General features: G+C 71.3%; 25 protein-coding genes and 1 tRNA gene. 12 read left to right on the forward strand and 14 right to left on the reverse strand.

Going from position 1 to position 23998, the window contains the following annotated elements; all coding sequences use genetic code 11:
• Positions 1-107: 107 nt before the first annotated feature.
• Positions 108-1064: a LysR family transcriptional regulator gene (locus MKK58_RS18770; protein WP_243913730.1), complete on the forward strand. Its 957-nt coding sequence runs from the start codon at positions 108-110 to the stop codon at positions 1062-1064.
• Positions 1061-2302, forward strand: coding sequence for an NAD(P)/FAD-dependent oxidoreductase (locus MKK58_RS18775; protein WP_243913731.1), 1242 nt, complete (start codon positions 1061-1063; stop codon positions 2300-2302). Before MKK58_RS18770 ends, MKK58_RS18775 begins: the two co-directional genes overlap by 4 nt.
• Here MKK58_RS18775 and MKK58_RS18780 read toward each other — a convergent pair.
• Positions 2299-2637 (reverse strand): multiprotein-bridging factor 1 family protein, encoded by a 339-nt coding sequence (locus tag MKK58_RS18780; protein WP_243913732.1) that lies wholly within the window; start codon positions 2635-2637, stop codon positions 2299-2301. The two genes, MKK58_RS18775 and MKK58_RS18780, sit on opposite strands and share 4 nt — an antisense overlap.
• Before the next feature lie 312 nt (positions 2638-2949).
• Here MKK58_RS18780 and MKK58_RS18785 point away from each other — a divergent pair, with 312 nt between their 5' ends.
• The 7 genes from MKK58_RS18785 to MKK58_RS18815 all read left to right on the forward strand — a co-directional run bounded on the left by MKK58_RS18785 (position 2950) and on the right by MKK58_RS18815 (position 6954).
• Positions 2950-3447, forward strand: coding sequence for an META domain-containing protein (locus MKK58_RS18785; protein WP_243913733.1), 498 nt, complete (start codon positions 2950-2952; stop codon positions 3445-3447).
• Positions 3448-3580: 133 nt separating this feature from the next.
• Complete coding sequence (locus tag MKK58_RS18790; RefSeq protein ID WP_238280198.1) at positions 3581-3754, forward strand: hypothetical protein; 174 nt, start codon at positions 3581-3583, stop codon at positions 3752-3754.
• 240 nt (positions 3755-3994) lie between these two features.
• Positions 3995-4972: a cysteine synthase A gene (cysK, locus tag MKK58_RS18795; protein WP_243913734.1), complete on the forward strand. Its 978-nt coding sequence runs from the start codon at positions 3995-3997 to the stop codon at positions 4970-4972.
• A 79-nt stretch (positions 4973-5051) separates the two neighbouring features.
• Entirely contained in the window at positions 5052-6308 is a 1257-nt protein-coding gene (locus tag MKK58_RS18800) for a DUF2254 domain-containing protein (protein WP_243913736.1), read from the forward strand.
• A 52-nt stretch (positions 6309-6360) separates the two neighbouring features.
• Positions 6361-6540 carry a hypothetical protein gene (locus MKK58_RS18805; protein WP_243913738.1) on the forward strand — a complete coding sequence of 60 codons (180 nt, stop codon included), beginning with the start codon at positions 6361-6363 and terminating at the stop codon, positions 6538-6540.
• 2 nt (positions 6541-6542) lie between these two features.
• Entirely contained in the window at positions 6543-6794 is a 252-nt protein-coding gene (locus MKK58_RS18810) for a hypothetical protein (protein ID WP_243913740.1), read from the forward strand.
• A gap of 4 nt (positions 6795-6798) precedes the next feature.
• Positions 6799-6954: a hypothetical protein gene (locus MKK58_RS18815; RefSeq protein ID WP_243913742.1), complete on the forward strand. Its 156-nt coding sequence runs from the start codon at positions 6799-6801 to the stop codon at positions 6952-6954.
• A gap of 3 nt (positions 6955-6957) precedes the next feature.
• Here MKK58_RS18815 and ada read toward each other — a convergent pair whose 3' ends face one another.
• The 4 genes from ada to MKK58_RS18835 form a co-directional block, all read right to left on the reverse strand.
• On the reverse strand, positions 6958-8064 hold the full coding sequence (ada, locus tag MKK58_RS18820) for a bifunctional DNA-binding transcriptional regulator/O6-methylguanine-DNA methyltransferase Ada (protein WP_243913744.1): 1107 nt from the start codon (positions 8062-8064) through the stop codon (positions 6958-6960).
• A gap of 29 nt (positions 8065-8093) precedes the next feature.
• Entirely contained in the window at positions 8094-9074 is a 981-nt protein-coding gene (locus MKK58_RS18825) for a DNA-3-methyladenine glycosylase family protein (protein WP_243913745.1), read from the reverse strand.
• A gap of 67 nt (positions 9075-9141) precedes the next feature.
• Entirely contained in the window at positions 9142-11451 is a 2310-nt protein-coding gene (locus MKK58_RS18830; protein WP_243913746.1) for a putative bifunctional diguanylate cyclase/phosphodiesterase, read from the reverse strand.
• Between the two features lie 55 nt (positions 11452-11506).
• Positions 11507-12925 carry a cytochrome P450 gene (locus MKK58_RS18835; RefSeq protein WP_243913747.1) on the reverse strand — a complete coding sequence of 473 codons (1419 nt, stop codon included), beginning with the start codon at positions 12923-12925 and terminating at the stop codon, positions 11507-11509.
• 283 nt (positions 12926-13208) lie between these two features.
• Here MKK58_RS18835 and MKK58_RS18840 point away from each other — a divergent pair, with 283 nt between their 5' ends.
• Complete coding sequence (locus tag MKK58_RS18840; protein ID WP_243913748.1) at positions 13209-13466, forward strand: hypothetical protein; 258 nt, start codon at positions 13209-13211, stop codon at positions 13464-13466.
• Between the two features lie 183 nt (positions 13467-13649).
• Here MKK58_RS18840 and MKK58_RS18845 read toward each other — a convergent pair.
• The 4 genes from MKK58_RS18845 to MKK58_RS18860 form a co-directional block, all read right to left on the reverse strand.
• Positions 13650-13724 (reverse strand) — tRNA-Val (locus MKK58_RS18845).
• A gap of 37 nt (positions 13725-13761) precedes the next feature.
• Positions 13762-15459, reverse strand: a complete 1698-nt coding sequence (locus MKK58_RS18850; RefSeq protein WP_279578464.1) for an iron ABC transporter permease — start codon at positions 15457-15459, stop codon at positions 13762-13764.
• 46 nt (positions 15460-15505) lie between these two features.
• Entirely contained in the window at positions 15506-16528 is a 1023-nt protein-coding gene (locus MKK58_RS18855) for an extracellular solute-binding protein (protein ID WP_243913749.1), read from the reverse strand.
• A 136-nt stretch (positions 16529-16664) separates the two neighbouring features.
• Positions 16665-17756: an ABC transporter ATP-binding protein gene (locus MKK58_RS18860; protein WP_243913751.1), complete on the reverse strand. Its 1092-nt coding sequence runs from the start codon at positions 17754-17756 to the stop codon at positions 16665-16667.
• Positions 17757-17884: 128 nt separating this feature from the next.
• Here MKK58_RS18860 and MKK58_RS18865 point away from each other — a divergent pair, with 128 nt between their 5' ends.
• A complete protein-coding gene (locus MKK58_RS18865; RefSeq protein WP_243913753.1) occupies positions 17885-20146 on the forward strand; it encodes a primosomal protein N' in 2262 nt (753 codons plus the stop codon).
• Between the two features lie 53 nt (positions 20147-20199).
• Positions 20200-20559, forward strand: a complete 360-nt coding sequence (locus MKK58_RS18870) for an STAS/SEC14 domain-containing protein (protein ID WP_243913755.1) — start codon at positions 20200-20202, stop codon at positions 20557-20559.
• 4 nt (positions 20560-20563) lie between these two features.
• Here the strand turns inward: MKK58_RS18870 and MKK58_RS18875 are convergent, their stop codons facing one another.
• The 5 genes from MKK58_RS18875 to trxA all read right to left on the reverse strand — a co-directional run bounded on the left by MKK58_RS18875 (position 20564) and on the right by trxA (position 23978).
• Complete coding sequence (locus tag MKK58_RS18875) at positions 20564-20959, reverse strand: hypothetical protein (protein WP_243913757.1); 396 nt, start codon at positions 20957-20959, stop codon at positions 20564-20566.
• A gap of 198 nt (positions 20960-21157) precedes the next feature.
• A complete protein-coding gene (locus MKK58_RS18880; RefSeq protein WP_243913758.1) occupies positions 21158-22141 on the reverse strand; it encodes an asparaginase in 984 nt (327 codons plus the stop codon).
• A 14-nt stretch (positions 22142-22155) separates the two neighbouring features.
• Positions 22156-22362, reverse strand: coding sequence for a Trm112 family protein (locus MKK58_RS18885; protein ID WP_238280215.1), 207 nt, complete (start codon positions 22360-22362; stop codon positions 22156-22158).
• A 25-nt stretch (positions 22363-22387) separates the two neighbouring features.
• Complete coding sequence (locus tag MKK58_RS18890; RefSeq protein ID WP_238280216.1) at positions 22388-23056, reverse strand: LON peptidase substrate-binding domain-containing protein; 669 nt, start codon at positions 23054-23056, stop codon at positions 22388-22390.
• A 28-nt stretch (positions 23057-23084) separates the two neighbouring features.
• Positions 23085-23978 carry a thioredoxin gene (gene trxA / locus MKK58_RS18895; protein ID WP_243913759.1) on the reverse strand — a complete coding sequence of 298 codons (894 nt, stop codon included), beginning with the start codon at positions 23976-23978 and terminating at the stop codon, positions 23085-23087.
• Between the last annotated feature and the right edge of the window lie 20 nt (positions 23979-23998).

The raw sequence follows: 23998 nt of genomic DNA on the forward strand, positions 1-23998 counted from the left end.
TCGACACCAGGGCCGCCGGCCTCTCCGAGGCCCGATCGCCCACACCGTATCACCGAAAGAATTCTGAAAAAACTTGCGAGCCATTCCAAAAAAACTAGAACCGGATCATGCGCAACCTGTCTCTCAAACAGCTCCAGGCCGTCGCCGCGGTCGCCCGTCTCGGCACCATGACGCGGGCCGCGCAGGAGCTCAACGTGACCTCGGCCGCCCTCTACGCGCGCATCCGCCAGTTGGAGGAGGAGGCGGGCCTGATGCTGTTCGACCGCACCCCCACGGGCCTGAAGCCCACGGATGCGGGCCGCGAGATGCTCTGGGCGATCAACAGCATCAACACGGTGCTGGAAACCTGCGCCGATCGGCTCGAAACCCTGAAGGGCGGCAGCGGGGGGCGCGTGGCGATGGGCGTGGTCTCGACGGCGAAGTACTTCGCGCCCGGCGTGATCGCCGGCTTCGTCGGGCTGCACCCCGCGGTGGAGATCAACCTCACGGTGGGAAACCGCGGCAACATGGTCGAGGCGCTGCGCAACTACGAGATCGACTTCGCCATCATGGGCCGGCCGCCCCGCGACTTCGCCATCGAGGCGGAAATCTTCGGTCCTCACCCGATCGTCATCATCGCGGCCCCGAGCCACCCGTACGCCGGCCGGACCGGACTGAGCCGAGCGGACCTCGCCCAGGAATCCTTCCTGGTGCGCGAGGAGGGCTCCGGCACCCGGACGGTGTTCGAGGAGTTCATGGCCGGGATCATGATCAAGCGGGCGCGGCTCGGGATCGATTCCGGCTCGAACGAGACCATCAAGCAGGCGGTCATGGCCGGCCTCGGCATCGCGCTCATCTCGGCCCACACGGTGGCGGCGGAACTCGAGAGCGGTCGCCTCATCGTCCTCGACGTCCAGGGCCTGCCGATCCGGCGCGACTGGTACGCCGTCCGGCGCGCCGACAAGGTGCTCGGGCCGGCCGCGGCCGCGTTCTGGGACTACGTCTCCAAGGATGGCGGACGCTGGCTGCCGCAGATGCGGCTCTCGCCGAACCCGTCCCCCGTGACGGCGGAGTTCGAGGCATGAGCGACGCCGGCATCGTCATCGTGGGGGCCGGCCAGGCCGGCTTCCAGGCCGCAGCGTCCCTGCGCGAGGCGGGCCATGTCGGATCTCTCACCCTGGTGGGCGACGAGGGCTTGCCCTATCAGCGCCCGCCCCTGTCGAAGGCCTATCTGGCGGGCAAGACCGATGCGGCCGGCCTGTCCCTGCGCCCGGCCTCCTACTTCGCCGAGCACCGCATCGCCCATCGGGCGGAAGTCGCCGCGACCGGGATCGACCGCGCGGCGCGGCGCGTGGCGCTGAGCGACGGCGGCGACCTCGCCTACGACCACCTCGTGCTGGCCACGGGCGCCCGCAACCGGGTCCTGCCGGTACCGGGGGCCGATCTTGCCGGCGTGCACCAGTTGCGCTCGCTCGCCGATGCGGATGCCATCAAGGCCGACCTCGCCGCAGCCCGGTCCGTCGCCATCGTGGGGGCCGGGTTCATCGGGCTCGAATTCGCCGGGATCTGCGCCGGGCGCGGCCCCGCCGTGACGGTGATCGAGGCCGCCTGCCGGCCGATGGCCCGGGCCGTCTCGGCACGGACCGCCGACTTCTTCACCGCCGCGCACGAGCGGGCGGGCACGCGTTTCCTGTTCGGCGCGGGCGTGGCGGGTCTTGAGGGCGCGGACGGCGGGGTCGCTGCGGTCCGGCTCGCGGACGGAACGCGGGTCGCCGCCGACCTCGTCCTCGTCGGCATCGGCGTGGTGGCGAACCAGGAACTGGCCGAGGCGGCCGGCCTGACGGTCGGCGACGGCATTCATACGGACGCGTTCCTCACCACCTCCGACCCGGCCATCTCGGCCATCGGCGACTGCGCGCGCGTGCCGAACCGGTTCGCGCAAGGGGAGCCCGTCCGCATCGAGTCGGTGCAGAACGCCGTCGACCAGGGCCGCTGCCTCGCCGCGCGGCTGACCGGGCGCCCGGCCGCCTACGCGGCGGTCCCGTGGTTCTGGAGCGACCAGGGCCCGCACAAGCTCCAGATCGCCGGCCTGACACGCCCGGACGATGCCAGCGTCGTGCGCCCGTCAGAGACCGGGCTCACCGTGTTCCGCTTTCGCGACGGAGCCTTGAGCGGCGTCGAGACGGTGGACCGCCCCGCCGATCACATGGCGGCCCGGCGCATCCTCGATGCCGGTCTCGGCTTGACGCTCGAGGCGGCGGCGGACCCCGCCCACGACCTTAGGGCGCTTGCCAAGTCCGTCCCGAGCGGGGTCCGTGCTTAGCGGTCGTTCTCGGTGTTGAGGTCGCCGAGCCGGGTGCCCTCGCCCTGGCCCTGGCGGCTGAGGCGCACGCCGGATTCGCCGCCGGCGTCGCTGAAGACGACGCCGTTTGCCATCAGCGTGCTGCGCAGAACCTCGATCTGGCCCGAGCCCGGCACGCTGCCGCCGGATTCGAAATCCCGCACGAAGGCCTCGCCGAGGCCGAGCCGGCCGGCGAGATCCGCCTCGGACCAGTTCAGCAGGGCCCGCGCCGCCCGCGACTGCGCCGGGCTGATGGTGTTCGGCCCCAGGCCATCCGGCTGCAGGCCGCTCGCGGCTGCCTCGTCCGATCCCGCCACCCTGATTCTCCTCGCAACCGTTCCGTCGATACGGGCGGACAACGGCAGGCGAAGGCGATCGTTCACAAAAACCCGCCTCGGAACGCGCTTTGCGGGGGATCGGCCACCGCACGGCGTAAATCCGGCCTCACGGCGTCTTGACCATATTTGTGCTGGAATCTTATCCGAAGGGGCGCAACGGACACCCCGAGGATGAGTTTCGCGCGCGTGAGCGCCGGCGGCCCTTCGGATCGGGGAGACCACGATCGCGGCGCTCGACGCGGCGCGACGCTGAGGTTTGCACGGACCGGACCTGAGGAGGGGAGCCAGACGATGAGAGCGATCCAGATCGCCGTGGTGGCCGGCGCCATCGCGGCCGGAGCGATGAGCACGGCAGCGAACGCGCAGATGGGCGGCAACGTCACGGGTTTCGGCCGCGACGCCCGCGAGAAGCCCGAGAAGAAGCAGTACGTTCCGGCCGCCAAGGCCCAGGAAAAGATCTTCCCCCTCGACGCGACCTGGACCGCCGTCAGCCTGAACGGCAAGCCGTTCGGCGGCAACGACCGTCCAAGCTTCATGGTCGACAAGCAGTACCGCGCCCGCGGTTACGGCGGCTGCAACACCTTCGCGGCCACCGCCTTCCCGTTGCGCGAGCAGCACCTCGCCGTGGGCCCCCTCGCCCTCACGAAGAAGCCTTGCGACAAGGGCCTCGGCGCCTCCGAGCAGGATTTCTTCATCGCCCTGCGCACCGCCGCCCAGTGGGACCTCGTCGGCTCGCAGCTGGTGATCAAGAGCCAGAAGGGCGAGTTGCGCTTCGAGCGTGCGCTCTGAGGCGTTGCGTGCGACGGCTTTAAGCCTTCGTTGACGACGATCCGCGCCGGGACCGGCCGGTTTACGACCTGTTCAAGCCCCTCGGCGCCCTCTGGCCCCATGATCTGCCGTCCCGGCAGGCGTGGGGAGCGCGATGGGCACGAGGCTGGAATGGACCACCGGCAGCAACGGCCTGCGGCGCGGCGTCCGTGAGGCGACGCGCTACACTTGCCCGCCGAGCCTGCACGCGGCCGCCATGATGATCGCCGCCGCCAGCCCCGTGGTCGCCACCATGATCGTGCTCTGCGCGGCGCTGCTCACCGCATGATGGGCACACCGGGGGAACTCAAGAACAAATTTCTCTGCTTGTCCTGATCTGCGATAGGGACATTCTCCGCAGCAAAAAATCCCTCGCAGACAGAGAAGATTTGCCTTTGACGGCGGGACTTTGTCGATTGCCTCGACAGTACCGACGCGATATCTCCCGGCCCTGCATTCGCCACGCGAAACCCGGCTCCGCAGCGAGCCGGCGCCCGCGCGAAACGCTCACGCCGACGAGGAGATCCCGATGGCCGAGACTCAGAGCCCCGCTTCGACCCGCACGCCCGGCCACGGCCACATCTTCGGCTCGATCACCGAGACGATCGGCAACACCCCCCTGGTGCGCCTCAACCGCATCACCAAGGAGCGCGGCGTCGAGGCCGAGATCCTGCTCAAGCTCGAGTTCTTCAACCCGATCGCGAGCGTGAAGGACCGCATCGGCGTCAACATGATCGACGCCCTGGAGGCCTCCGGCAAGCTGAAGCCCGGCGGCACCCTGGTGGAGCCCACCTCCGGCAACACCGGCATCGCCCTCGCCTTCGTGGCGGCCGCGCGGGGCTACCGCCTCATCCTGGTGATGCCCGAGACCATGTCCCTGGAGCGCCGCAAGATGCTGGCCTTCCTGGGCGCCGAGCTCGCATTGACCCCCGGCCCGCAGGGCATGAAGGGCGCGATCGCGAAGGCCGAGGAACTCCTCAACGAGATCCCGGGCGCGATCATGCCCCAGCAATTCTCGAATCCGGCCAACCCCGAGATCCACCGCAAGACGACGGCCGAGGAGATCTGGAACGACACGCAGGGCCACCTCGACGCCTTCGTGGCGGGCGTGGGCACCGGCGGCACCATCACGGGCGTCGGCACGGTGCTGAAGCCGCGCCTGCCCGGCCTGAAGATCGTGGCGGTCGAGCCCACGGATTCCCCGGTGATCTCCGGCGGCCAGCCCGGCCCGCACAAGATCCAGGGCATCGGCGCCGGCTTCATCCCGGACAACCTCGACAAGTCGATCATCGACGAGGTCATCACCGTCTCGAACCAGGAAGCCTTCGACACGGCGCGCCTGCTCGCGCGCCTCGAGGGCATCCCGGGCGGCATCTCCACCGGCGGCAACGTCGCCGCCGCCCTGAAGCTCGCCGCCCGGCCCGACTTCCAGGGGAAGCGCATCGTCACCGTCGCCTGCTCCTTCGCCGAGCGCTACATCTCGTCGGCGCTGTTCGAAGGCCTCTGAATTCGAAGATCTTCGGGCCACGCCCCGGAGGCCTTCGCGAAAACCCAGGCTTTCGAGCCCCCGCCCGGAAGCCGCCATCGTGTCCACCGCCTTCTACAGCCTGCGCCGCTGGGGTCGCCGCCCGTTCATCCGGGTCGCGGCCTTCAGCGTCGGCGGGGTAGTCGCCGCCCTGGCCTCGGCAGTGTTCGCGCCGATGATCCCCCTGGAACTCGGCGCCTCGATCGGGTCCGACGCCGTCGACCAGATCCTGTCGGTGCTCGCAACCAGCATGCTGCCGGTTGCGACCTTCTCGCTCTCCACCATCGTGCAGGCCTATGGCGGCGCCACCAGCACCGTGACGCCCCGCGCGGTGACCTTGCTGATGCAGGACACCCGCGCACAGACGGCGGTGGCGAGTTTCATCGGCGCCTTCGTCTACAGCGTCGTCGGGCTGATCGCCCTGAAGACGCATTTCTACGGAAGCCAGGGCCGGGTCATCCTGTTCGGCATCACGCTCCTCGTACTCATCAGCGTGGTGGCGACCCTGGTCCGCTGGATCGACACCCTGTCCCATCTCGGGCGGGTCGGTGAGACGATCGACGCCATCGAGGCCGCCGCCAGCGACGCCGTGCGACGGCGCGCCGAGGCGCCCTATCTCGGTGGCCTGCCCTGGCAGCCGGCTCCGCCCGGCGCGATCCGGCTCACCGCCCGGGCGACGGGCTATCTCCAGCACGTGGATGCCAAAGGCCTCGACGCCCTGGCCGAACGACACGGCGTGACCCTGCATCTGGCCGTGCTACCGGGCGCCTTCGTCCATCCCGGCCGGCTCCTGGTGGAGATTGACGGGGCGGCCGACGAGGCCCTGCGCAGCCGGATTGCCGAGGCCTTCGTCATTGGCAACCGGCGCGCCTTCGACGACGACCCGCGTTTCGGGATCATCGTCCTCACGGAGGTGGCGCAGCGGGCGCTCTCCACAAGCATCAACGATCCCGGCACGGCGATCGACGTCATCGGCACCCTGGTCCGGGTGCTCGCCCTCTGGGACGAGCGTCGCGCGGCCGCCCCCGAGGCCCGGATCCATCCGCGCCTGCGGGTGCCCGGCATCAGCGCCGCCGAACTGTTCGAGGATGCGTTCGGCCCCATCGCCCGGGACGGCGCCCCGACCCTGCTGGTGGGCTTGCGCGTCCAGAAGGCGCTCGCCGCCATGCACGATCTGGGCGGCGCGGAGTTCCAGGCCGCCGCCCGTGTCCAGGCCGATCTCGCGCTTCTGCGGGCCGAGGCGGCCCTGTCGCTGCCGGCGGATCGCGAAGCGCTTCGCGCCGCCCATGCGCGGGTCGGGCGGGCGGAGGCAGCCTGAAGGCAACCTCGGCACGCGCGGACGGTTGAGCCTCCAAGATCAGGAGGACATCATGACGGATACGCCGCGCGAGACATCCCCGCCCGAAGCCACTGGCACCGAGACGCCCGGACCGGACAAGGTCCGCGAGATCGGCCAAGCGGCCCGGAAGGCGGAAGCGGAAACCTCCGGCGACGCCCGCGAGGCAATCGACCGCGCCACCGCGCCCAACGGCCAGGCTGCGGGGGAATAGCGATGCCGAACGACCACATCCCCATCGTCGGCACGCGCAAGCCCGATTCCGACGTTGGCAAGCCGGGAGGCCCCGCGGCCGCCGGCGGCCAGCAATCGGCCGAGCAGGCCGCGATCACCCAGCAGGGCTCCGGCGGACAGACCGATGCGGCGCGCAACGCCGCGTGGGACGGGGCGCCGAAGGGGCGCAATCCCGCCCCCACCGGCGGCTCGTCCGACGGCCAGTCCGACCGCCCCCGTTCGCCCAAGGAGTGACCCCATGACGAGCCCCGACGACAAGGAACCGAAGGACAAGCCCGCCAACACCGCGCCGGATGCGGTCAAGGACCCCAACGAGAAGACCGACGGCAAGCCCGGCGAGGGCCCGAAGGGTGGTGGGCAACCGGACGGGGAGACCGATCCGGGCGGCTCCTGAGGGTCAGCCTTCCGTCGGCGCGCCCTTCTCGCGGTCGAGGAGGGCGCGCTTGCGCGCGACGCCCCAGCGATAGTCGGAGAGCGCACCGTCCGAGCGCACCACCCGATGGCAGGGGATCGCCACCGCCAGACGGTTGGCCCCGCAGGCGAGAGCCACGGCGCGCACGGCGGCGGGCTCGCCGATGGCCCGGGCCACCTCCGCATAGGTCGCCGTCGTGCCGACCGGAATCGCCCGGAGCGCCGTCCATACCCGCTGCTGGAACGCCGTCCCGCCGATATCGAGGGGCAAGTCGAGCCCCCGCCCCGGCGCTTCGACGAAGCCGACGATTTCCGCCATCCAGCGCGCGAAGTCCGCGTCGCCGGCCGTGAACGTGGCCCGGGGAAAGCGGTCCTGCAGATCGCGCGCCAGCGCATCCGGATCGTCGCCGAGGAGGATCGCGCAGACGCCCGCATCGGTGGCGGCGACCAGGATCGCCCCGAGGGCGGAGGCCCCGACCGCGAAGCGGATGCGGGTGCCGGCGCCGCCCCGGCGATAAGCGTCGGGTGACATGCCGAGGCGCTGCGGCGCCGTGGCGTAGAACCGGCTCGGCGCATTGTATCCAGCCGCGTAGACGGCCTCCGTGACGCTGCCCGCAGCGCCGAGGGCGGCCGCGAGGCGTTCGGCCCGGCGCGCGTCTCCGTAGGCCTTCGGCGTGATCCCGGTGACCGCGCGGAACACGCGATGGAAATGGAACGGGCTCATCCCGGCGGCCCGCGCGAGTGTGTCGAGGGCCGGCATGGTCTCGGCCCCGTCGATCCGGCGGCAGGCACGGGCGACGGCCTCGGCCTGCCGCTCGGCCCGCGACGGCTCGTCGGGGCGGCAGCGCCGGCACGGGCGGAAGCCCGCAGCCTCGGCCTCCGCGCAGCCGGCGTGGAAGCTGACATTCTCCGGCTTCGGCGACCGGGCCGCGCAGCTGGGGCGGCAATACACCCCCGTGGTCCGAACCGCGTAGACGAAGCGGCCGTCCCAGGCCGGATCGCGCGCGGCCAGGGCCGCCCATCGCTCCGCATCCTCCCGGTCCGGACCGGGAGCGATGGCGTTCGAATGCATCTCGATCGCGACAGGCTGCATGGCGGATTCTCCTGTTCCGGTGCTCCGGTTCATGATTCCACCTTGGCGCCCACCGCCGGGGCCGCGCATCCCGCTTCTTGCTCTGGAAGCGACCGCGGCCGGAATTCCGGCGGCGCCCCTCGTTCCGGGCTGCCCGCACCCCGCGCGGCGTCATGGGCCCAGAGATGGAGGACGGCGTAGGCCCGCCACGGACGCCACGCCTGCGAGCGCGCCTCCAGCGCCCGCGCAGTGGGACGCCCGGCGGCGTCCGCGAGGGCGCGCAGCAGCCCGATATCGCCGGTGGGCAGGGCATCCGGCGCGCGCAGGGCCCGCATGGCGATGTACTGGGCCGTCCAGTCGCCGATGCCCCGAATGGCCTTGAGGCGCGCGCTCGCCGCCGCGATGCCCTGCCCCGGCGCCATGAGATCCGGCTCGGCGAGGCTGGCGGCCGCGAGGGCCTGGATGGCGGCCCCGCGGGCGCGGGGCATGTTGAGGACGCGGGCGATGTCGGCCTCGACCAGGGCCTCGGCGGCGGGAAAGACGTGCGTGAGGCCGGGTTCGGTGCCGGGCCGGACGAGCGGAGTGCCGAAGGCCGAGACCAGGGTCCCGGCCAGGCGGGTCGCGGCGGCGACCGAGACCTGCTGGCCGAGGATCGCCCGCACCGCGAGTTCGAAGCCGTCCCAGGCGCCCGGCACCCGGAGGCCGGGGCGCTCCCGGATGCGGGCAGCCAGGAACGGATCGCGCCCGAGGGCGCGCCCTATGGCGAGGGGATCGGCGTCGAGGTCGAAGAGACGGCCGAGGCGCGCGGCGAGATCCGGCATCGCCACGGGCAGGTCCAGCGTCGCCACAAGGGCGTCGTCCTGCGCCGGCATCACCCGCAGGGTTCCGTGCAGGCCGCCATGCGCCACGCTCCGGGCATAGAGGCCGGGACGGGTCAGTTCCACGCCCGGAATGGCGCGGGCCGCCAGGTAGGCGTGGAGCCCGGCCCAGTCGTAGGGTGGGGTGAAGGGAAGGCGCAGATGCGTGGTCACGGCTCGATGCCCGGCTCGGGCCCGATCATCGCACATCCGGTCCAGGCGCGGCACCCGCGGGCCCGCGTCAGGCCACCGAGGCCTTCCGGGTGTCGAGGCGGCGCACGAGCTCGCGGATCTCGGCCGCGGGACGGGCGGGACTGTAGAGGAAGCCCTGGGCCGTGCCGCACTGCTTGTGGCGCAGGACCGCCTCCTGCTGGCGCGTCTCGACGCCCTCCACCGTCACGTCCATCGCGAGGGCGCGGGCCATGGTGACGATCGCCTCGATCACCGCGATCTTCTCGGGGCGCGCCTGCAGGTCGCGCACGAAGGAGCGGTCGACCTTGACCTTGTCGAACGGAAAGTCCGTCAGGTAGCTCAAGCTCGAATACCCGGTGCCGAAATCGTCGAGGGCGATCCGCACGCCGAGGGCGCGCAGCCGCTTCAGGTTGGTGAGAACCTCGTTCTCGCGGTCGAGCAGTACGGATTCGGTGATCTCGATCTCCAGGCCTTCGGGAGCCAGGCCGGTTTCCGCCAGGATCGCCGCGACCTCGTCGTGGAAATCGAGGCGGCGCACATGGATCGACGAGATGTTCACCGCGACGCGCAGGCCCGGCCAAGAGCGGGCATCGGTGCAGGCCCGGCGCAGGGCCCAGCGTCCGATGTCGATGATGAAGCCGGTGGATTCCGCGATGGCGATGATCTCGGCCGGCGAGATCCAGCCTTCCCCGGGCTTGTTCCAGCGCAGAAGGGCTTCGAGGCCGACGACGCGCTCGCTCCTCAGGTCGACCAGGGGCTGGTAATGCAGGGCGATCTCGCCGGACCTCAGCGCCAGGCGCATGTCGGCGTCGAGCTGGCGCTGGCGGAACCCGCGATCCTCCAGGGAGACGTCGAAGCTGCACCAGCAGCCCTTTCCGGCGGCCTTGGCGCTGTAGAGCGCGAGATCGGCGCGGCCGAGCAAGGCCGCCGGATCCTGGGCGTCCCGCGGCGCGTGGGCGATGCCGATGCTGACGCCGACCTCGAGATGGGACACGCCGATCTGGTAGGGCCGGCGAATCTCGGCGATCACTTGGCGAGCCAGATGCTCGGCCGCCTCCGGACCCACGCCCGGATACAGGATGGCGAACTCGTCGCCGCCGAGGCGGAAGCTGCGCGCCCGCCCGTCCGTCAGGCGCATGAGGCGCTGGGCGACACGCGCCAGCAGGAGGTCCCCGGCTGCGTGTCCCCGGCTGTCGTTGACGGCCTTGAAGCCGTCGAGGTCGAGGCAGAGCAGGGCCGTCGGGGTCTGCGGGCCGTCGCCGCCCTGATAGACGCCCTGGATCGCATCCTGGAAGGCGGCCCGGTTCGGCAGGCTGGTGAGCGTGTCGTGCCCGGCCAGAAACGCGATCCGGGCCTGGGCCTCGCGGCTGACCGTGATGTCGGAGCCCACCCCCCGGTAGCCGAGGAAGCCGCCGTAGCGGTCGAAGGCCGGCTTACCGTTGAGGTTCCACCAGCGCGTCCCGTGCGCGCCGGACACGCGAACGGCCTGCTCGTGGAACGGCTCGCGCATCGCCATGGCGGTGCGCAGCGCCGCCGCGTGGTCCGGCTGGCCCGTGTCGACCAGGATGGAGAGCAGGGGTTCGCCCTGCAGGCTGCCCGGGTCCCGCGACAGGGTGGCGGCCATGCGTGCCGGGACCTGGCGCAGGCGTCCGTCCGGGTCGGTCTCCCAGAGCCAATCGCTGGCGCCCTCCTCGAAGTCGTTGAGCAGCAGGCCTATGGTTTCGCCCTGGTGCTGCATCACCACGCGCTGCCAGATGCGCTGGTAGGAGAGCAGCGACATGCGCCGCACGCTGAACCAGATGAAGAGCGCGTAGATCACCAGCAGCACCGACACGTAGGCGCCGAAGGGCGCGTCGCAGCCGGCCAGGCCGATGAACCCGCCGACGACGATCGGAGCCGCGAGCAGGAAGGCCACCGAGAAGAACGGCCCCACCACGTAGGCATCGGAGATGAGGCCCGCCGTCACCGCCACCGCCACCATGCGGTGGCCGCCGTCGGCGGGCGGGATCAGGATCGCCGGCATCGTGGCCCAGGTCAGGCCCAGGGCCAGGGCGAGCGCCTTGGAGATCCAGGAGCCGCGCCGGACGGCGGTCTCCGTCACCTCGCTGCGGAAGGTGTTCCGGTAGTACCAGGTCGTGCCGAGGGTCGCGGCGATGATGAGCGAGATCGCCGCCATCAGCCCCCCGAGATAGAGGTGCGAGGCGGTGTCCCAGAACATGTAGGCCAGGGCAAAGACCACGACGAGGTGCGTCACGGCCGAGTAGTTGGCCAGTTGCAGGGTCTCGTTGAGCAGTTCGGCCTGCGTCTCGAGGCGGTCGCGCTCCTCCGTCGAGAAGGCGGCCCCGTCCCGTTGGGGCATCGGGTCCGGCGCGTTCATCCGGCGCCAAGGCAGCGGAAATCGGGGGATGCGCATCTCACCCGGCCCGCAGGATCGGCACCATCGGCATTCCGCCATGGGGCCTCAGGGTGACGCGGAAACGGGCTTCGGGCATCGTCGGCCGCGCCGGGGACAGCCGGAACGCCGGAAGCAGGGTCGCCAGGATGACGAGGCATTCCTGGAGCGCGAGGCCCATGCCGATGCAGACGCGGGGGCCGGCGCCGAACGGCAGGTAGGCGTAGCGGTCCCGCACCGCGTGGAGGGACGGGGCGAAGCGGTCCGGATCGAACGCGTCCGGCCGGTCCCAGAGGAGGCGGTGCCGGTGCAGGGCGTAGATCGGCACGTGGACCGACCGGCCCGCCGGAATCAGTGCGTCGCCGAGGCGGATGTCGCGGGTCGTCCGGCGCACGATCAGTGGCGCGGGCGGATAGAGGCGCATGCCCTCCATCACCACCTGACGCGTGTAGACCAGGGCGTCGAGGCGGCCCGGATCGGCCGCGAAGTCGGTGCCGACGCGGGCGATCTCGTCGAGGATGCGGCGCTCCACGGCCGGATGGTCGGCGAGCAGCCGGAACAGCCAGGTGAGCGCGAGGGCCACCGTCTCGTGGCCGGCCGCCACGAAGGTGAGGAGGTTGTCGACGAGGAGGGCCTCGGCCATCGGCGCCTCGGTGACGGGATCGCGGGCGTTCAGCAGGAGGCCGAGGAGGTCGCTGCCGCCCCCGCCCCGGGCCCGGCGCGCCGCGATCAGCGCAGCGGCCGCAGCACGCAGTTCGCGCGCCGCCGCCGCGCCCCGGCGGGAACCCGGATGGGGCAGCCAGGCGGGGGCGCCGAACATGACGTAGGCCATCTTCCAGTTGGTCTGACCGAGGTAATCCTCCATGGCCGCGCCGAACCGCGTCTCGTCGAGGCCCCCCTCCCCCGAGGTCATCGTAGCCAGGATGATGTCGAGGGCGGTGCGCATCATCTCGGTGGACAGGTCGAACGCGCCCGCGCCGGTCGGGCGTGCCAGCCAGCGCGCCCGGGTCGCCTGCGCGGCCGCGGCCATGGCGGGAACGAAGTCGCGCACGCGCTCGGGGCGGAAGATCGGCGCGGCGGTCCGGCGCTGCGCCCGCCACGACCCGCCGTCGGCGGTGAGGAGCCCGCAGCCGAGGGCCGGGGCCAGGGCCCGGGTGACGAAGGCCTCGCGCTCCAGGGCGCCGGCCTCGTCGACCAGCAGTGTGCGGATCAGGACCGGGTCGACCACGAAGGCGGTGCGCTGCCCGAGCAACCGGGTCTCGACCAGGGTCCGGGTGTAGACCTCGTCGGGCCAGGCATCGACCATGCTGCGCAGCATGGTCCAGAGCACGCCTGGAGCCCGCCCCGCCTCGCTCAGCACGGTGCGCAGCGAGGCCGCGCCGTCGACGGTCACGGGAAGTTTGGAAACGGCCGTGGTCACGCGTGCCCTGCTGGATTCCATCGATCCCTCCACAAGGTGCGTGAATGCTTTCGAAAATCTTACTGCCTTCGCCTACGTCACAGATCCTACGGATGACTTCATGAATCTGGATCGGGCATACTGCCTGCAATGCGGGCTATTGCTTTGATGTGGCGTTTACCATCGGTCGCGCCGCGTGCCGGCGGCGCGCGGCCCGGAATGGCCCTCCCCCGCGCGCGGAACTTACCTTCGCGGTTCGCATTCCCAACCCCAGCTGGTCGGCACCCTCGCCGACCCAACCCGGGTTCGGGACGTGGAGATGGACATGATCGGCCGTATTGCTCTCGCGGCGTGCTTCGCCCTGCCGGCCCTCACCGCCGGAGCGGCACGCGCGAATGAGGACGAGCAGGCGGCCCTCTGCCGGGGCGACGTCATGCGCCTGTGCCTGAGCGCGATCCCCGACCGAACCGCGATCGTCTCCTGCATGAAGGTCAACCGCGCAAGCCTCAGCGCCGGCTGCCGGAGCGTGTTCGACGGGGGGACGCGCGGGAAGGACACGACGCGCTCGGCCAACCTGCGCTGATCCGGGAACGCGCCGTCGGCGGGGTCTGAACCCGCGACGGCCCAGCGGAGACGCCGAGCCCGCGATGTCGGCGGGCCCCGGCCGTGCCCATGTCTCGGCGGCCTGCCGACGGCCGGCAGCCCGATACCGGTCTCACGATTTATGGCATGAAGCGTCGAAGCGGCGGGGTGACTTCGAGAGGAATGGTGGGCGCGACAGGGATCGAACCTGTGACCCTTCGCGTGTGAAGCGAATGCTCTCCCGCTGAGCTACGCACCCGGACCGAGGACCTTCTAGGGCGACAGATGCGGCGGCGTCAAGCGTTGATCCGCATGATCCCGGGAGGTTCTCGGCGCGGGGTTCCGAGCCGGAGAAGGATCACCACCGGCACCAGCCCGACGGCGACGATGAGGAGGGCCGCCACGGTCCCGTCCTCGTAGGTGCCGCGCGCGGCCTCGCCGTAGAGGTGGGTCGCCAAGGTCTCGACGTTGAGGGGGCGCAGCAGCAGGGTCGCGGGGAGTTCCTTGACGCAGTCGACGAAGACGAGGAGCGCGCCGCTGAGCACGGCCGGCCAGGCCAGGGGAAGCTGGACCCGCCGCAGGGTGGCGCCGGGGCCGCGCCCGAGCATCCGCCCGGCATCGGGCAGGCTGCGGGGCACCCGGCCGAGACCGGCCTCGCAGGTGCCGATGCTGACGGCGAGGAAGCGCACGAGGTAGGCGGTGACGAGGGCGCCCCCGGTGCCGAGGCCGATCAGGGCCGGAGCGACGCCGAAGAGCTGCGTCGTGCCCGCCGAGAGGGCCGTGTCGGCGAGCGCCAGGGGCCCGAGGAGGCCGATGGCGAGGATCGCGCCGGGGAGCGCGTAGCCGAGGCTCGCCACCCGGATCAGCGTCTCACCCCAGCGGCGCGGGACGAGGTGCGGACCGGCCGCCACCACGAAACCGATGGCGGCGGCGATCACGGTCGCCGCACCGGCATAGAGCAGGGTATGGCCGATCTCGGAGAGGATCGTCTCCGGCAGGCCGCTGCGCAGCACTCGCCGCAGCGCGGATTGCACGAGGTAGCTCGCGGGAATCGCGAAGCCGACGGCCACGGGGACGAGGCCGAGGGCCAGGGCGGCACCGGCACGCAGACCCGTCAGGCGTTGGCGGGCGAGGCGGCGCGGGCGCTGAGCGCTCCCCGAGAACCCGCGCCCGGCCCGAGCCCAGCGCTCCAGGGCCACCAGGGCGGCGACGGCCACCAGCATGACGAGGGCGATCTGGGCAGCACCCGCGAGGTCCGAGCGGTTGACCCAGGTGGCGTAGACCTGGACCGTCAGGGTGCGGACCCCGAGGAACTCCGCAGCGCCGATGTCGTTCAGGGCCTCCATCAGGGCGAGGCTCGCCCCCAGGGCGATGGCCGGGCGCGCCATCGGCAGGGCGACGCGCAGGAAGGTGGCCGAGGGCCGGCGCCCGAGCATCCGCGCCGCCTCGATGAGGTTGGCGGCCTGCATCAGGAACAGCGCCCGGGTCGGCAGGTAGACGTAGGGGTAGAGCACGAAGCCGAGGAGCAGGATGCAGCCGGGCAGCGAGCGGATCTCGGGCAGCACGAGATCGCGCGGCCGGGTCAGCCCCAGGAGGTCGCGCAGGGTCGTCTGCACCGGGCCGATCGGGTGCATCAGGTCGAGATACGCGAAGGCGACGATGTAGGTCGGCACCGCCATCGGCAGCAGCAGCCCGGCTTCCAGCAGGCGCCGGCCGGGAAAATCGTAGGCCGCCACGAGCCAGGCGGAGCCCGCCCCGAGCACCACCACCAGCACACCGACCCCCGCCAGCAGCAGGGCGGTGTCGCGCAGGGCCTGCGGCAGCACGTGGGCGACGAGATGCGGCCACAGCGCGTCGCCCGTCCCGTCCCCCGCCGCGACCATGAGCGCGACGACGGGGCTCAGCACCAGGGCACACAGCACCAGGGCGGCGGCGCTCCAGGCGAGGCCGCGGGGGCGGCCGATGGGCGAGAGGGCGGGGACGGCCCCGGTCATGGCTGGGCTCAAGGGCGTTTTCCGATGACCGGGGCGTGGGCAGCACTCAGTTGTCGAATCCCACCTTGTCGAGGAGGAGGCTCGCCGCCTTGCGGTTGCGGGCGATCTCCGCAAGCGGCACGGCATCGATGGTCAGGGGGCCCAGCGCCGTGAGCAGCGGGTCGATCGGCGCGCCGGCCTTCACCGGGTACTCGTAATCCGCCTTGGCGTAGAGCCCCTGGGCCTCGTCGGAGACGAGGTATTCGAGGAGCTTGACCGCCTCGTCGCGGTTGGGGGCGTTCTTGGCCACCACCGCGCCGGAGATGTTCACGTGGGTGCCGCCGCCCGCGAAGGTCGGCATCACCACCTTGATTCCCTCGCCCCACTTCTGCTGGTCGGGGCCGCCGCGGCCGGAGCGCATCAGGCCGACATAGTAGGAATTGCCGAGGCCGATCTCGCAGGTGTCGGCGAGGATGTCGCGGGCGACATCACGGTCGCCGCCGGCGGGCTTGCGGGCGAGGTTGGCCTTGAGGGCGCGCAGCCAGGCCTCGGTCTTCTCAGCCCCGTGCTTGACGAGGTGGTGGGCGATGAGCGCCGTGTTGTAGGGGTGCTGGCCCGAGCGCAGGCAGAGGCCGCCCTTCCATTTCGGGTCGGCCAGCCCCTCGTAGGTGATGGCCTTGAGGTCGGCGAGGTCCTTGTCGGCGTAGAGCACGCGGGCCCGCATGGAGAGGGCGAACCAGCGGCCCTCGGCATCGCGCAGGGTCGCGGGCACCGCAGCCTCCAGCACGCCGGAGTGCACCGGCTGGGCGAGGTCGCGGTCGACGAGCTCGATGAGGTTGCCGACGTCGACGGTCATCAGCACGTCGGCTTTCGCCCGGGCGCCCTCGGCCGCCACGCGCTCGGCGAGGCCCTTCTCGACGAACACCGTGTTGACGGTGACGCCGCTCTTGGCCGTGAAGGCGTCGAGCAGGGGTCGGATGAGGCCGGGCTCGCGGGTGGTGTAGAGGTTGACCTCGGCTGCCGAGGCCGCCCCGATCAGGCTCGCCAATGCGAAGCCCGCGAACCCGATTGCCTTGATCCCACCCGCCATGGCCCACACCCTTCCGTCAGAACGTGGCGGGTGTTCAGAAGCATCGGCGAGAAAAACACAAGCCCGATGTTTTGGACTTAAAACAATTCAAAACTAAAGTCGTGCCCGCACCACGACTTCATAGAGTATCTGTCTTTTAATCCGTCTCGCTTGCAAAAATAAAGCACCGCGTCCGGTCGAGGCTCAGTCCGACGGTCTCGCCCTCCCGGCGCGGATCGTCCGCGGGAACGGACAAGCGCAGGGGCGCGGGAAACCCCTCCGCCGCCAGGGTCAGGAGGGCGCTCGCTCCGAGGAAGCGGCGCGCGCGCACCACGGCCCGGAGGGGCGCGTCCGGCGCATCGAAGCGGATCGCCTCCGGGCGCAGGCAGAGGGTGAGCGCGGCGCCCTCGGCCCGTCCCGGAGCCGGGACGGGGCCGAACGGCGTCGCCACGGCGCCGTCGCGGCAGGTCGCTTCGATCTCGACGCACTCGCCGAAGAAGTGAGCGACGAAGGGCGTCGCGGGGCGGTGGTACAGGTCGGGCCCGGTGCCCACCTGCACGATGCGCCCCCGCCGCATCAGGGCGATGCGGTCGGCGAAGCCCAGGGCCTCCTCGGGATCGTGGGTGACGAGAAGCGTTGTGGCGCCGCTGGCGCGCAGGACCGCGAGGGTGTCGTCGCGGACCCGGTCGCGGGTGCGCCGGTCGAGGTTCGAGAACGGCTCGTCGAGGAGGAGGACGCGCGGCCCCGGGGCCAGGGCACGGGCCAGGGCCACGCGCTGGCTCTCGCCGCCCGAGAGGGTGCCGGGATAGCTCTTCGCCCGGTCGGCAAGGCCGACCTGCTCCAGGCGCGCATGCGCCAGGGCACGGGCCTCGGCGGCGGATTTGCCCTGAAGGCTTTTGCCATGGAGGCCGAAGCGGACGTTCTCCGCCACCGTGAGATGGGGGAACAGGGCGTAGTCCTGGAACATCAACCCGACGCCCCGCGCCTCGGGCGCGACACCCCGGCCGTCCTCGCTGACCAGGGTGCCGTCGAGATGGATCGTGCCGGTCTCGGGCTGCTCCAGCCCGGCGATGGCCCGCAGGAGCGTACTCTTGCCGCAACCGGAATCGCCGAGAAGGGCGAGGATCTCGCCGGGCCCGACCTGGAGCGAGACGTCGGCGAGTGCCCGCACCGCGCCGAAGCGCAGGCCGATGCCGCGCAAGGCGAGGCGCGGCGGATCGATCGCTGGGGGCTCGGCAGGATGGGTCATCGGATCCAGGTCGAAGCGGGGTTGCGCTGCTTAGGAGCCAAGGCGGCCCGGAGGCAATCCGCCCGCGCCATCGCGTTGACGCCCGGTTGCACCTATATTCCGGTTATGTTCCGTCAAAGCCCCATCCGATGCCCTGCATCGCCGAAATCCTGATCCCGCTGGCGCTGGACAGCGCCTACAGCTACGCCGTGCCGGCCGGACTCGACCTCTCGGTCGGCGAGGTCGTGCAGATTCCCCTCGGTCCGCGCGAGACGGTGGGGGTGGTTTGGGGCGTGCGCCAGAGCCCCGGCGGCTCGAACCTGCGTGCCGTCACCGGCCGGATCGACGTGCCGGCCCTGCCGGATGCGCTCCGCGAACTCGTGGACTGGCTCGCCCGCTACACCCTGGCGCCGAAGGGCTCGGCGCTCGCCATGGCCCTGCGCCTGCCCGACGAGGCGGCGCTCACCGAGACGGTGCGGGTCGGGGTGCGCATTTCCGGCAAGGCCCCCGCGCGGCCGACCGCGGCCCGGACCAAGGTGCTGGCGGCGGCGGCCGACGGGGCGATGCGGGGCAAGAGCGCGCTCGCCAAGGAAGCGGGCGTTTCCTTGAGCGTCGTCGACGGGCTCATCGACGACGGCGCCCTCGAGGCGGTGGCCCTGGCCCCCGAGCCTGTCGCCCTGCCGCCGGACCCGGACCACGCCCGCGTGCCCCTGTCGGAGGCGCAGGAGGCGGCGGTGCGGGAACTCGTCGCGCTGATGAACCCCGGCCCCGAGGCGCCGCCGCCGACCGACGCCATCGGCGATCCCCTGCCGGCCGACGGCCAGACTCCCCTCACGAAGGTCCCGCCCCCCGGTGCGGAGCACAAGGCCCCCACGATCCTCCTCGAAGGCGTCACCGGCTCCGGCAAGACGGAGGTGTATTTCGAGGCCGTGGCCGATTGCGTCCGGCGCGGGCACCAGGCGCTGATCCTGATGCCGGAGATCGCGCTCACGGCCCAGTTCCTCGATCGCTTCGCGGAGCGCTTCGGCGTGCGCCCGGCGACCTGGCACTCGGGCGTCGGGGGCAAGCGCCGCGAGCGCGTCCGCGCCGGGGTCACGGCGGGCGAGATCGCCGTGGTGGTGGGCGCGCGCTCGGCCCTGTTCCTGCCCTTCGCGGATCTCGGCCTCATCGTCGTCGACGAGGAGCACGAGGCCGCCTACAAGCAGGAGGACGGGGTGCATTACCACGCCCGCGACATGGCGGTGGTGCGCGGGCGGATCGAGAACTGCCCGGTGGTGCTGGCCTCGGCCACGCCCTCCATCGAGACCCGGGTCAATGCCGAACGCGGGCGCTACCGCCGCATCGCCCTGCCGGAGCGCTTCGGCGGCCGGCGCCTGCCGGACATCGCTGCCATCGACATGCGCGCCGACAAGCCCGAGCGCGGGCGCTTCATCGCCCAGGCGCTGGTCGCGGCGGTGCGCGAGACCGTGGAATCCGGCGACCAGGCCCTGCTCTTCCTCAACCGGCGGGGCTATGCGCCCCTCACCCTGTGCCGGGCCTGCGGCCACCGCTACCAGTGCCGTAACTGCTCGACCTGGCTGGTGGAGCACCGCTTCCGCCGGGCGCTCGTCTGCCACCAGTGCGGCTACGCGGAACGGCGCCCGGATTCCTGCTCAGAATGCGGCACCTTCGACAACCTCACCCCCTGCGGACCGGGCGTGGAGCGCATCGCCGAGGAGGTGGCCGAGCTCTTCCCGGACAAGCGCGTCATCGTGCTGTCGAGCGACTTTCCCGGCGGGGCCGAGCGCCTGCGGGCCGAACTCCAGACCGTGGCGGAGGGCGGCTGCGACATCGTCATCGGCACGCAGCTCGTGGCCAAGGGCCACAATTTCCCGCACCTGACCCTGGTGGGCGTGCTCGACGCCGATATCGGCCTGACCTCCGGTGATCCCCGCGCGGCCGAGCGCACCTTCCAGCTCCTGCAACAGGTGACCGGCCGGGCCGGGCGCGGCGAGAAGCCGGGACGTGCCCTGCTCCAGACCTACCAGCCGGACCACCCTGTGATCGCCGCGCTCCTGTCGGGGGAGTCCGAGCGCTTCTACGAGGAGGAGATCGGCGCCCGCGAGGCCGCCGGCCTGCCCCCGTTCGGGCGCCTGGCCGCCCTCATCGTCTCGGCGAACGAGCGCGAGGTCGCCGAGGCCCACGGGCAGGCCCTGGCGCGGGCCGCCGAGCCGCCCGACGGCGTGATGGTGCTGGGTCCGGCGGAAGCGCCGCTTGCGCTGATCCGGGGCCGCTACCGCTTCCGGCTGCTGGTGAAGACCGAGCGCGCCGTCGACCTGCAGACCTACCTGCGCGACTGGCTGGCGCGGGGACCGAAGATTCGCGGCAACGTGAAGGTCGCCATCGACGTGGACCCGCAGAGTTTCCTATAACGCTGGCCCGACGTTCGCTTGGGTAGCGTTCGATTCCTTGAGGAGTGCCCTACGTGCTGACCTACACCAAGAAGCCGGATTCGAGCGTCGCCGAGATCGTCGTCGACGGCCAGATCACCGATGCGGACATGAACACCGTCATCACCGCCATGCAGGCCGACCTCGACAAGGGCGGCAAGATCAAGCTCCTGGAGGACGTGCGCGACTTCAAGGGCATGGAGCCGGCCGCCTTCTTCAAGGACCCCCGCTTCGGCCTCGCCATGATGAAGGGGGTCAGCCACGTCGCCCTGGTGACCGACGCCTCCTGGCTGCGGATGATCGCCGACACCTTCGGCAAGGTCTCGCCCGCCCAGATCAAGACCTTCGACCGCGCGCATATCGACGAAGCGCGCAAGTGGCTCGCCGCCGCCTGAGGCTTTACTCCGCCTGGGCGGTCCGCGTCGTCTGGCGCCGGGCCGTCCAGCGGCCCGAGCACAGGGACGAGACCTTCCAGGTGCCGCCGCCGCTCTGAGCCTGGAGGCGGCCCGAGACCGCGCCGGACGCGGTGCCGTTCGAGACGTTGAGGCCCACCGTGCCGTCGGGGCCGACGCGGCCGCTCAGGGTCGCGCTGCCGGAGGCCGAGGCGAGGCGCACCTGCCCTTCCTGCACCGAGACCGCGTAGGTGTAGCGGCTGTCGCAGACCATGCCACTCTCGGTGACGAGTTCCACCGACCAGGCCCCGTTGAAGTTTCCGCCGTCACGGGCGGCGGCTGGGATCATGGCGGGCGAGGACAGGCCGGCTCCGAGCGCCAGAACCACCGCAACTTTGGACATGCATCATCCTTCGGCAAAACAGCGTCCGTCCGGGCCGCGACCGCAGGGCGGCGCAACGGCTGTTCAAGCAGACGATCACGTGAGAGTGCGCTGATCATACCCGCCGAAGCGGCAGGATTGTGACAGGAACCCCGATTCGATGATGAGACTTATTGCCGAGGGTGCCTGAACAGGCCATGACCAGACGGGAGCTTGGCGTTAACGGTCGTAATACGCCTGCAATGCTTGGCGGTCGCGGGTCACCGGCAGAGCGAGCAACGCCAGGACCCGCGCCTTGTCCGGCGTGAGGTCATCGGCGAAGACCGCGCCGGCCGCGCGCAGCGTGCTGCCGCCGCCCTTGAAGCCGTAGACCGGCAGCGCCCGACCATGCGGAACCTGGCTCGCCACCACGATCGTGACGCCGGCCGCGACCGCCTCCACGACCGCATCGTACAGGGCCTCGTTGACGTTGCCGAAGCCGTAGGCGGCGATCACCACGCCCTCGGCCCCGCGCGCCACCGCGTGGCGGAGCTGGCCGCCGTCGCCGCCGGCCGTCATCGCGACGATTTCCACCCGGGCGAGGCGGTCGGGCAGCGGCAGGGTCTGGCGGCGCAGGGACTTGCGGGCGAAGACCACCCGGTCCTCGTCGATATGGCCGAGGAAACCGGCCTCGCCGGAATTAAAGGTCTCGACGTTGTTGGTGTGGGACTTCCGCACCTCGCGGGCGGCATTGATGTTGTGGTTGAGCGTCACCGTGACGCCCATGTCCCGCGCCCCCGGCGCCAGGATCTGGCGGACCGCGTTGAGGAGGTTGCGCGCGCCGTCGGCATCCGCCTCGGAGGCGTTGCGCTGCGCGCCCACCATCACCACCGCCTTGTCGCTCGCGAGCGTCAGGTCGAGGAAGTAGGCGGTCTGGTCGAGGGTGTCGGTGCCGTGGAGGACGATGGCGCCGGCGATGTCCGGGCGCTCCAGCAGGTCCGCCACCGTGCGGCTCAGGGCGGGCCAGAGGTCCGGGCCCATATAGGCGCTCGGCACGTTGGCGAATTCGACCACTTCGATCCGCGCGAGGTCGGGCAGACGCGGGACCGCGGCGGCGAGGTCGGCCCCCGTCAGGGCGGGGACCGGAGCCCCCGTGACGGGATCGTTCTTCATCGCGATGGTGCCGCCGGTGGCGACGATGGCGATGGTCGGGCGATCGGTCATGCCGGCGGCGCCGATCAGTCGGTCAGCGCCCGCGCCTCTTCCGGCAGCATGATCGGAATGCCGTCGCGGATCGGGTAGGCGAGTCGGGCGGAGCGGCTCACCAGTTCCTGCCGGGCGGCGTCGTATTCGAGGGTGTCCTTCGTCAGCGGACAGACGAGGAGTTCGAGGAGCTTGGGGTCGACGCGGGTGGCCTCGACGGGGCTCGGGGTGTCATCGGCCATGGCGGTGTCCTCTGAAAGCGAAAAACTACTGCAGCGTCGGCTCGGAGCCCGACCCGCGCACCAACTCCATTTCGGTCACCGCGATCAAGACCTCGGCCCGCGTCTTGAGATCCGGCGCCTCCAGCATGGCCTGCTTCTCGCGGGCGCCGAAGGGGCTCATCATGCACAGCGCGTTCACCAGGGCCTCGTTGGGCGCCTCCTCGATGCCCGCCCAGTCGACCTTGAGATCGTTGACCTCGACGAAGTCGCGCAGGGCCTTCAGCACGCCCTCCCGGTCCACCGCCTCCTCGCCCGCCCGCGCCTCGAAATCGGTGGCGAAGTCGTCGTAGGAAACCTGGCAGCGGCGGTAGCGGGTGGTGGTGGCGAGTTCGCTCTCCACCCGGAACCGCGCGATGCCGGTGAGCGAGATGAGGTAGCGCCCGTCGCCGGTCTCGGCGAACTGGGTGATGCGCCCGGCGCAGCCGACGCGGAACAGCTTCGGTGTCATCGGCGACGAGCCCGCCTCCACGTCCGGCTGGATCATGCCGATGATCCGGTCGCTCCGCAGGGCATCGTCGATCATGGCGAGGTAGCGCGGCTCGAAGATGTTCAACGGCATCTGTCCACGCGGCAGGAGCAGCGCACCGGGCAGGGGGAACACCGGAATCACTCCGGGGCAGTCGGCCGGTCCCTTGTAGCCCGCATGCGTGCTCATCGTGTTCCCCTGCGGTTCGTTCGCGGCCTCACGCAAAGACCAGGGTCGACAGGCGTCGCCGCCCGCGGATCGAGGCCTTGTCCATCAGGCCCCAGGCCTCGAAGAAGGTCAGGAGCTGCTTGCGCGCCGCGCCCTCGTTCCAGGTCCGGTCCCGGCGCTCGATCTCGATCAGCTGGTCCACCGCCTCGTCGCGCATGTTGCGGCCGTTGAGGCCGAGCGCGAGATCGAAGCGGGCCTGGAAGTCGTTCGGGTCGGCGTCGATCCGGGTCTGGAAGACGCCGAGGTCGCCGAGCGCCGCCGCCTGCTCCGCGAGCTCGATCGCCGCGCGCACGCTGGCGAGACCCGCATGGGAGGCCTTGTCGGCGGGGGCCATGGCGACGAGCTGCTTGGCGTTCTCGATGTCCCCGAGGTCGAGCTGGATCTTGGCGAGCGCCGCGATCGCGTCGACGTTCTCGGGCTCCTCGGACAGAACGGCGGCGTAGAGCTGCGCGGCCTGCGCGACGTCGCCGGTCCCGAGGAGCGCCTCGGCCTCGGACATCGCCGCCTCGATCGGCGTCGGGCCGGCGGGGCCGGCGAGGCGCGCGATGAATTCCTTGATCTGAGCCTCGGGCACCGCGCCCATGAACCCGTCCACCGGCTGGCCCTTGTCGAAGGCGATCACGGCGGGGATCGACTGGATGCCGAGCTGGCCGGCGATGGAGGGATGCTCGTCGATGTTCATCTTGACGAGCTTCACCTGGCCGGCGGAGCCCGCGACCACCTTCTCCAGCACGGGGGCGAGCTGCTTGCATGGGCCGCACCAGGGCGCCCAGAAATCGACGAGCACGGGCTGCTGCATCGATTCGGCGATGACGTCCTGGCGGAAGCTCGCCGTGGTCACGTCCTTGATGGTCCCGCCCGGCACCGGCGCATCGTTCAGCATAACGTCCTCGAGGCCTTCGT

It is taken from the genome of Methylobacterium sp. J-078, assembly GCF_022829285.1.
In the GTDB taxonomy this organism is placed as follows: domain Bacteria; phylum Pseudomonadota; class Alphaproteobacteria; order Rhizobiales; family Beijerinckiaceae; genus Methylobacterium.

What these genes read in the sequence shown, in the direction of transcription:
- MKK58_RS18770 (WP_243913730.1), top strand. Translation starts at nt 108, where the DNA reads ATGCGCAACCTGTCTCTCAAACAGCTCCAGGCCGTCGCCGCGGTCGCC.
- MKK58_RS18775 (WP_243913731.1), top strand. Translation starts at nt 1,061, where the DNA reads ATGAGCGACGCCGGCATCGTCATCGTGGGGGCCGGCCAGGCCGGCTTC.
- MKK58_RS18785 (WP_243913733.1), top strand. Translation starts at nt 2,950, where the DNA reads ATGAGAGCGATCCAGATCGCCGTGGTGGCCGGCGCCATCGCGGCCGGA.
- MKK58_RS18790 (WP_238280198.1), top strand. Translation starts at nt 3,581, where the DNA reads ATGGGCACGAGGCTGGAATGGACCACCGGCAGCAACGGCCTGCGGCGC.
- cysK (WP_243913734.1), top strand. Translation starts at nt 3,995, where the DNA reads ATGGCCGAGACTCAGAGCCCCGCTTCGACCCGCACGCCCGGCCACGGC.
- MKK58_RS18805 (WP_243913738.1), top strand. Translation starts at nt 6,361, where the DNA reads ATGACGGATACGCCGCGCGAGACATCCCCGCCCGAAGCCACTGGCACC.
- MKK58_RS18810 (WP_243913740.1), top strand. Translation starts at nt 6,543, where the DNA reads ATGCCGAACGACCACATCCCCATCGTCGGCACGCGCAAGCCCGATTCC.
- MKK58_RS18815 (WP_243913742.1), top strand. Translation starts at nt 6,799, where the DNA reads ATGACGAGCCCCGACGACAAGGAACCGAAGGACAAGCCCGCCAACACC.
- ada (WP_243913744.1), bottom strand. Translation starts at nt 8,064, where the DNA reads ATGCAGCCTGTCGCGATCGAGATGCATTCGAACGCCATCGCTCCCGGT.
- MKK58_RS18830 (WP_243913746.1), bottom strand. Translation starts at nt 11,451, where the DNA reads ATGCCCCAACGGGACGGGGCCGCCTTCTCGACGGAGGAGCGCGACCGC.
- MKK58_RS18835 (WP_243913747.1), bottom strand. Translation starts at nt 12,925, where the DNA reads ATGGAATCCAGCAGGGCACGCGTGACCACGGCCGTTTCCAAACTTCCC.
- MKK58_RS18840 (WP_243913748.1), top strand. Translation starts at nt 13,209, where the DNA reads ATGATCGGCCGTATTGCTCTCGCGGCGTGCTTCGCCCTGCCGGCCCTC.
- MKK58_RS18850 (WP_279578464.1), bottom strand. Translation starts at nt 15,459, where the DNA reads ATGACCGGGGCCGTCCCCGCCCTCTCGCCCATCGGCCGCCCCCGCGGC.
- MKK58_RS18855 (WP_243913749.1), bottom strand. Translation starts at nt 16,528, where the DNA reads ATGGCGGGTGGGATCAAGGCAATCGGGTTCGCGGGCTTCGCATTGGCG.
- MKK58_RS18860 (WP_243913751.1), bottom strand. Translation starts at nt 17,756, where the DNA reads ATGACCCATCCTGCCGAGCCCCCAGCGATCGATCCGCCGCGCCTCGCC.
- MKK58_RS18865 (WP_243913753.1), top strand. Translation starts at nt 17,885, where the DNA reads ATGCCCTGCATCGCCGAAATCCTGATCCCGCTGGCGCTGGACAGCGCC.
- MKK58_RS18875 (WP_243913757.1), bottom strand. Translation starts at nt 20,959, where the DNA reads ATGTCCAAAGTTGCGGTGGTTCTGGCGCTCGGAGCCGGCCTGTCCTCG.
- MKK58_RS18880 (WP_243913758.1), bottom strand. Translation starts at nt 22,141, where the DNA reads ATGACCGATCGCCCGACCATCGCCATCGTCGCCACCGGCGGCACCATC.
- MKK58_RS18885 (WP_238280215.1), bottom strand. Translation starts at nt 22,362, where the DNA reads ATGGCCGATGACACCCCGAGCCCCGTCGAGGCCACCCGCGTCGACCCC.
- MKK58_RS18890 (WP_238280216.1), bottom strand. Translation starts at nt 23,056, where the DNA reads ATGAGCACGCATGCGGGCTACAAGGGACCGGCCGACTGCCCCGGAGTG.
- trxA (WP_243913759.1), bottom strand. Translation starts at nt 23,978, where the DNA reads ATGCTGAACGATGCGCCGGTGCCGGGCGGGACCATCAAGGACGTGACC.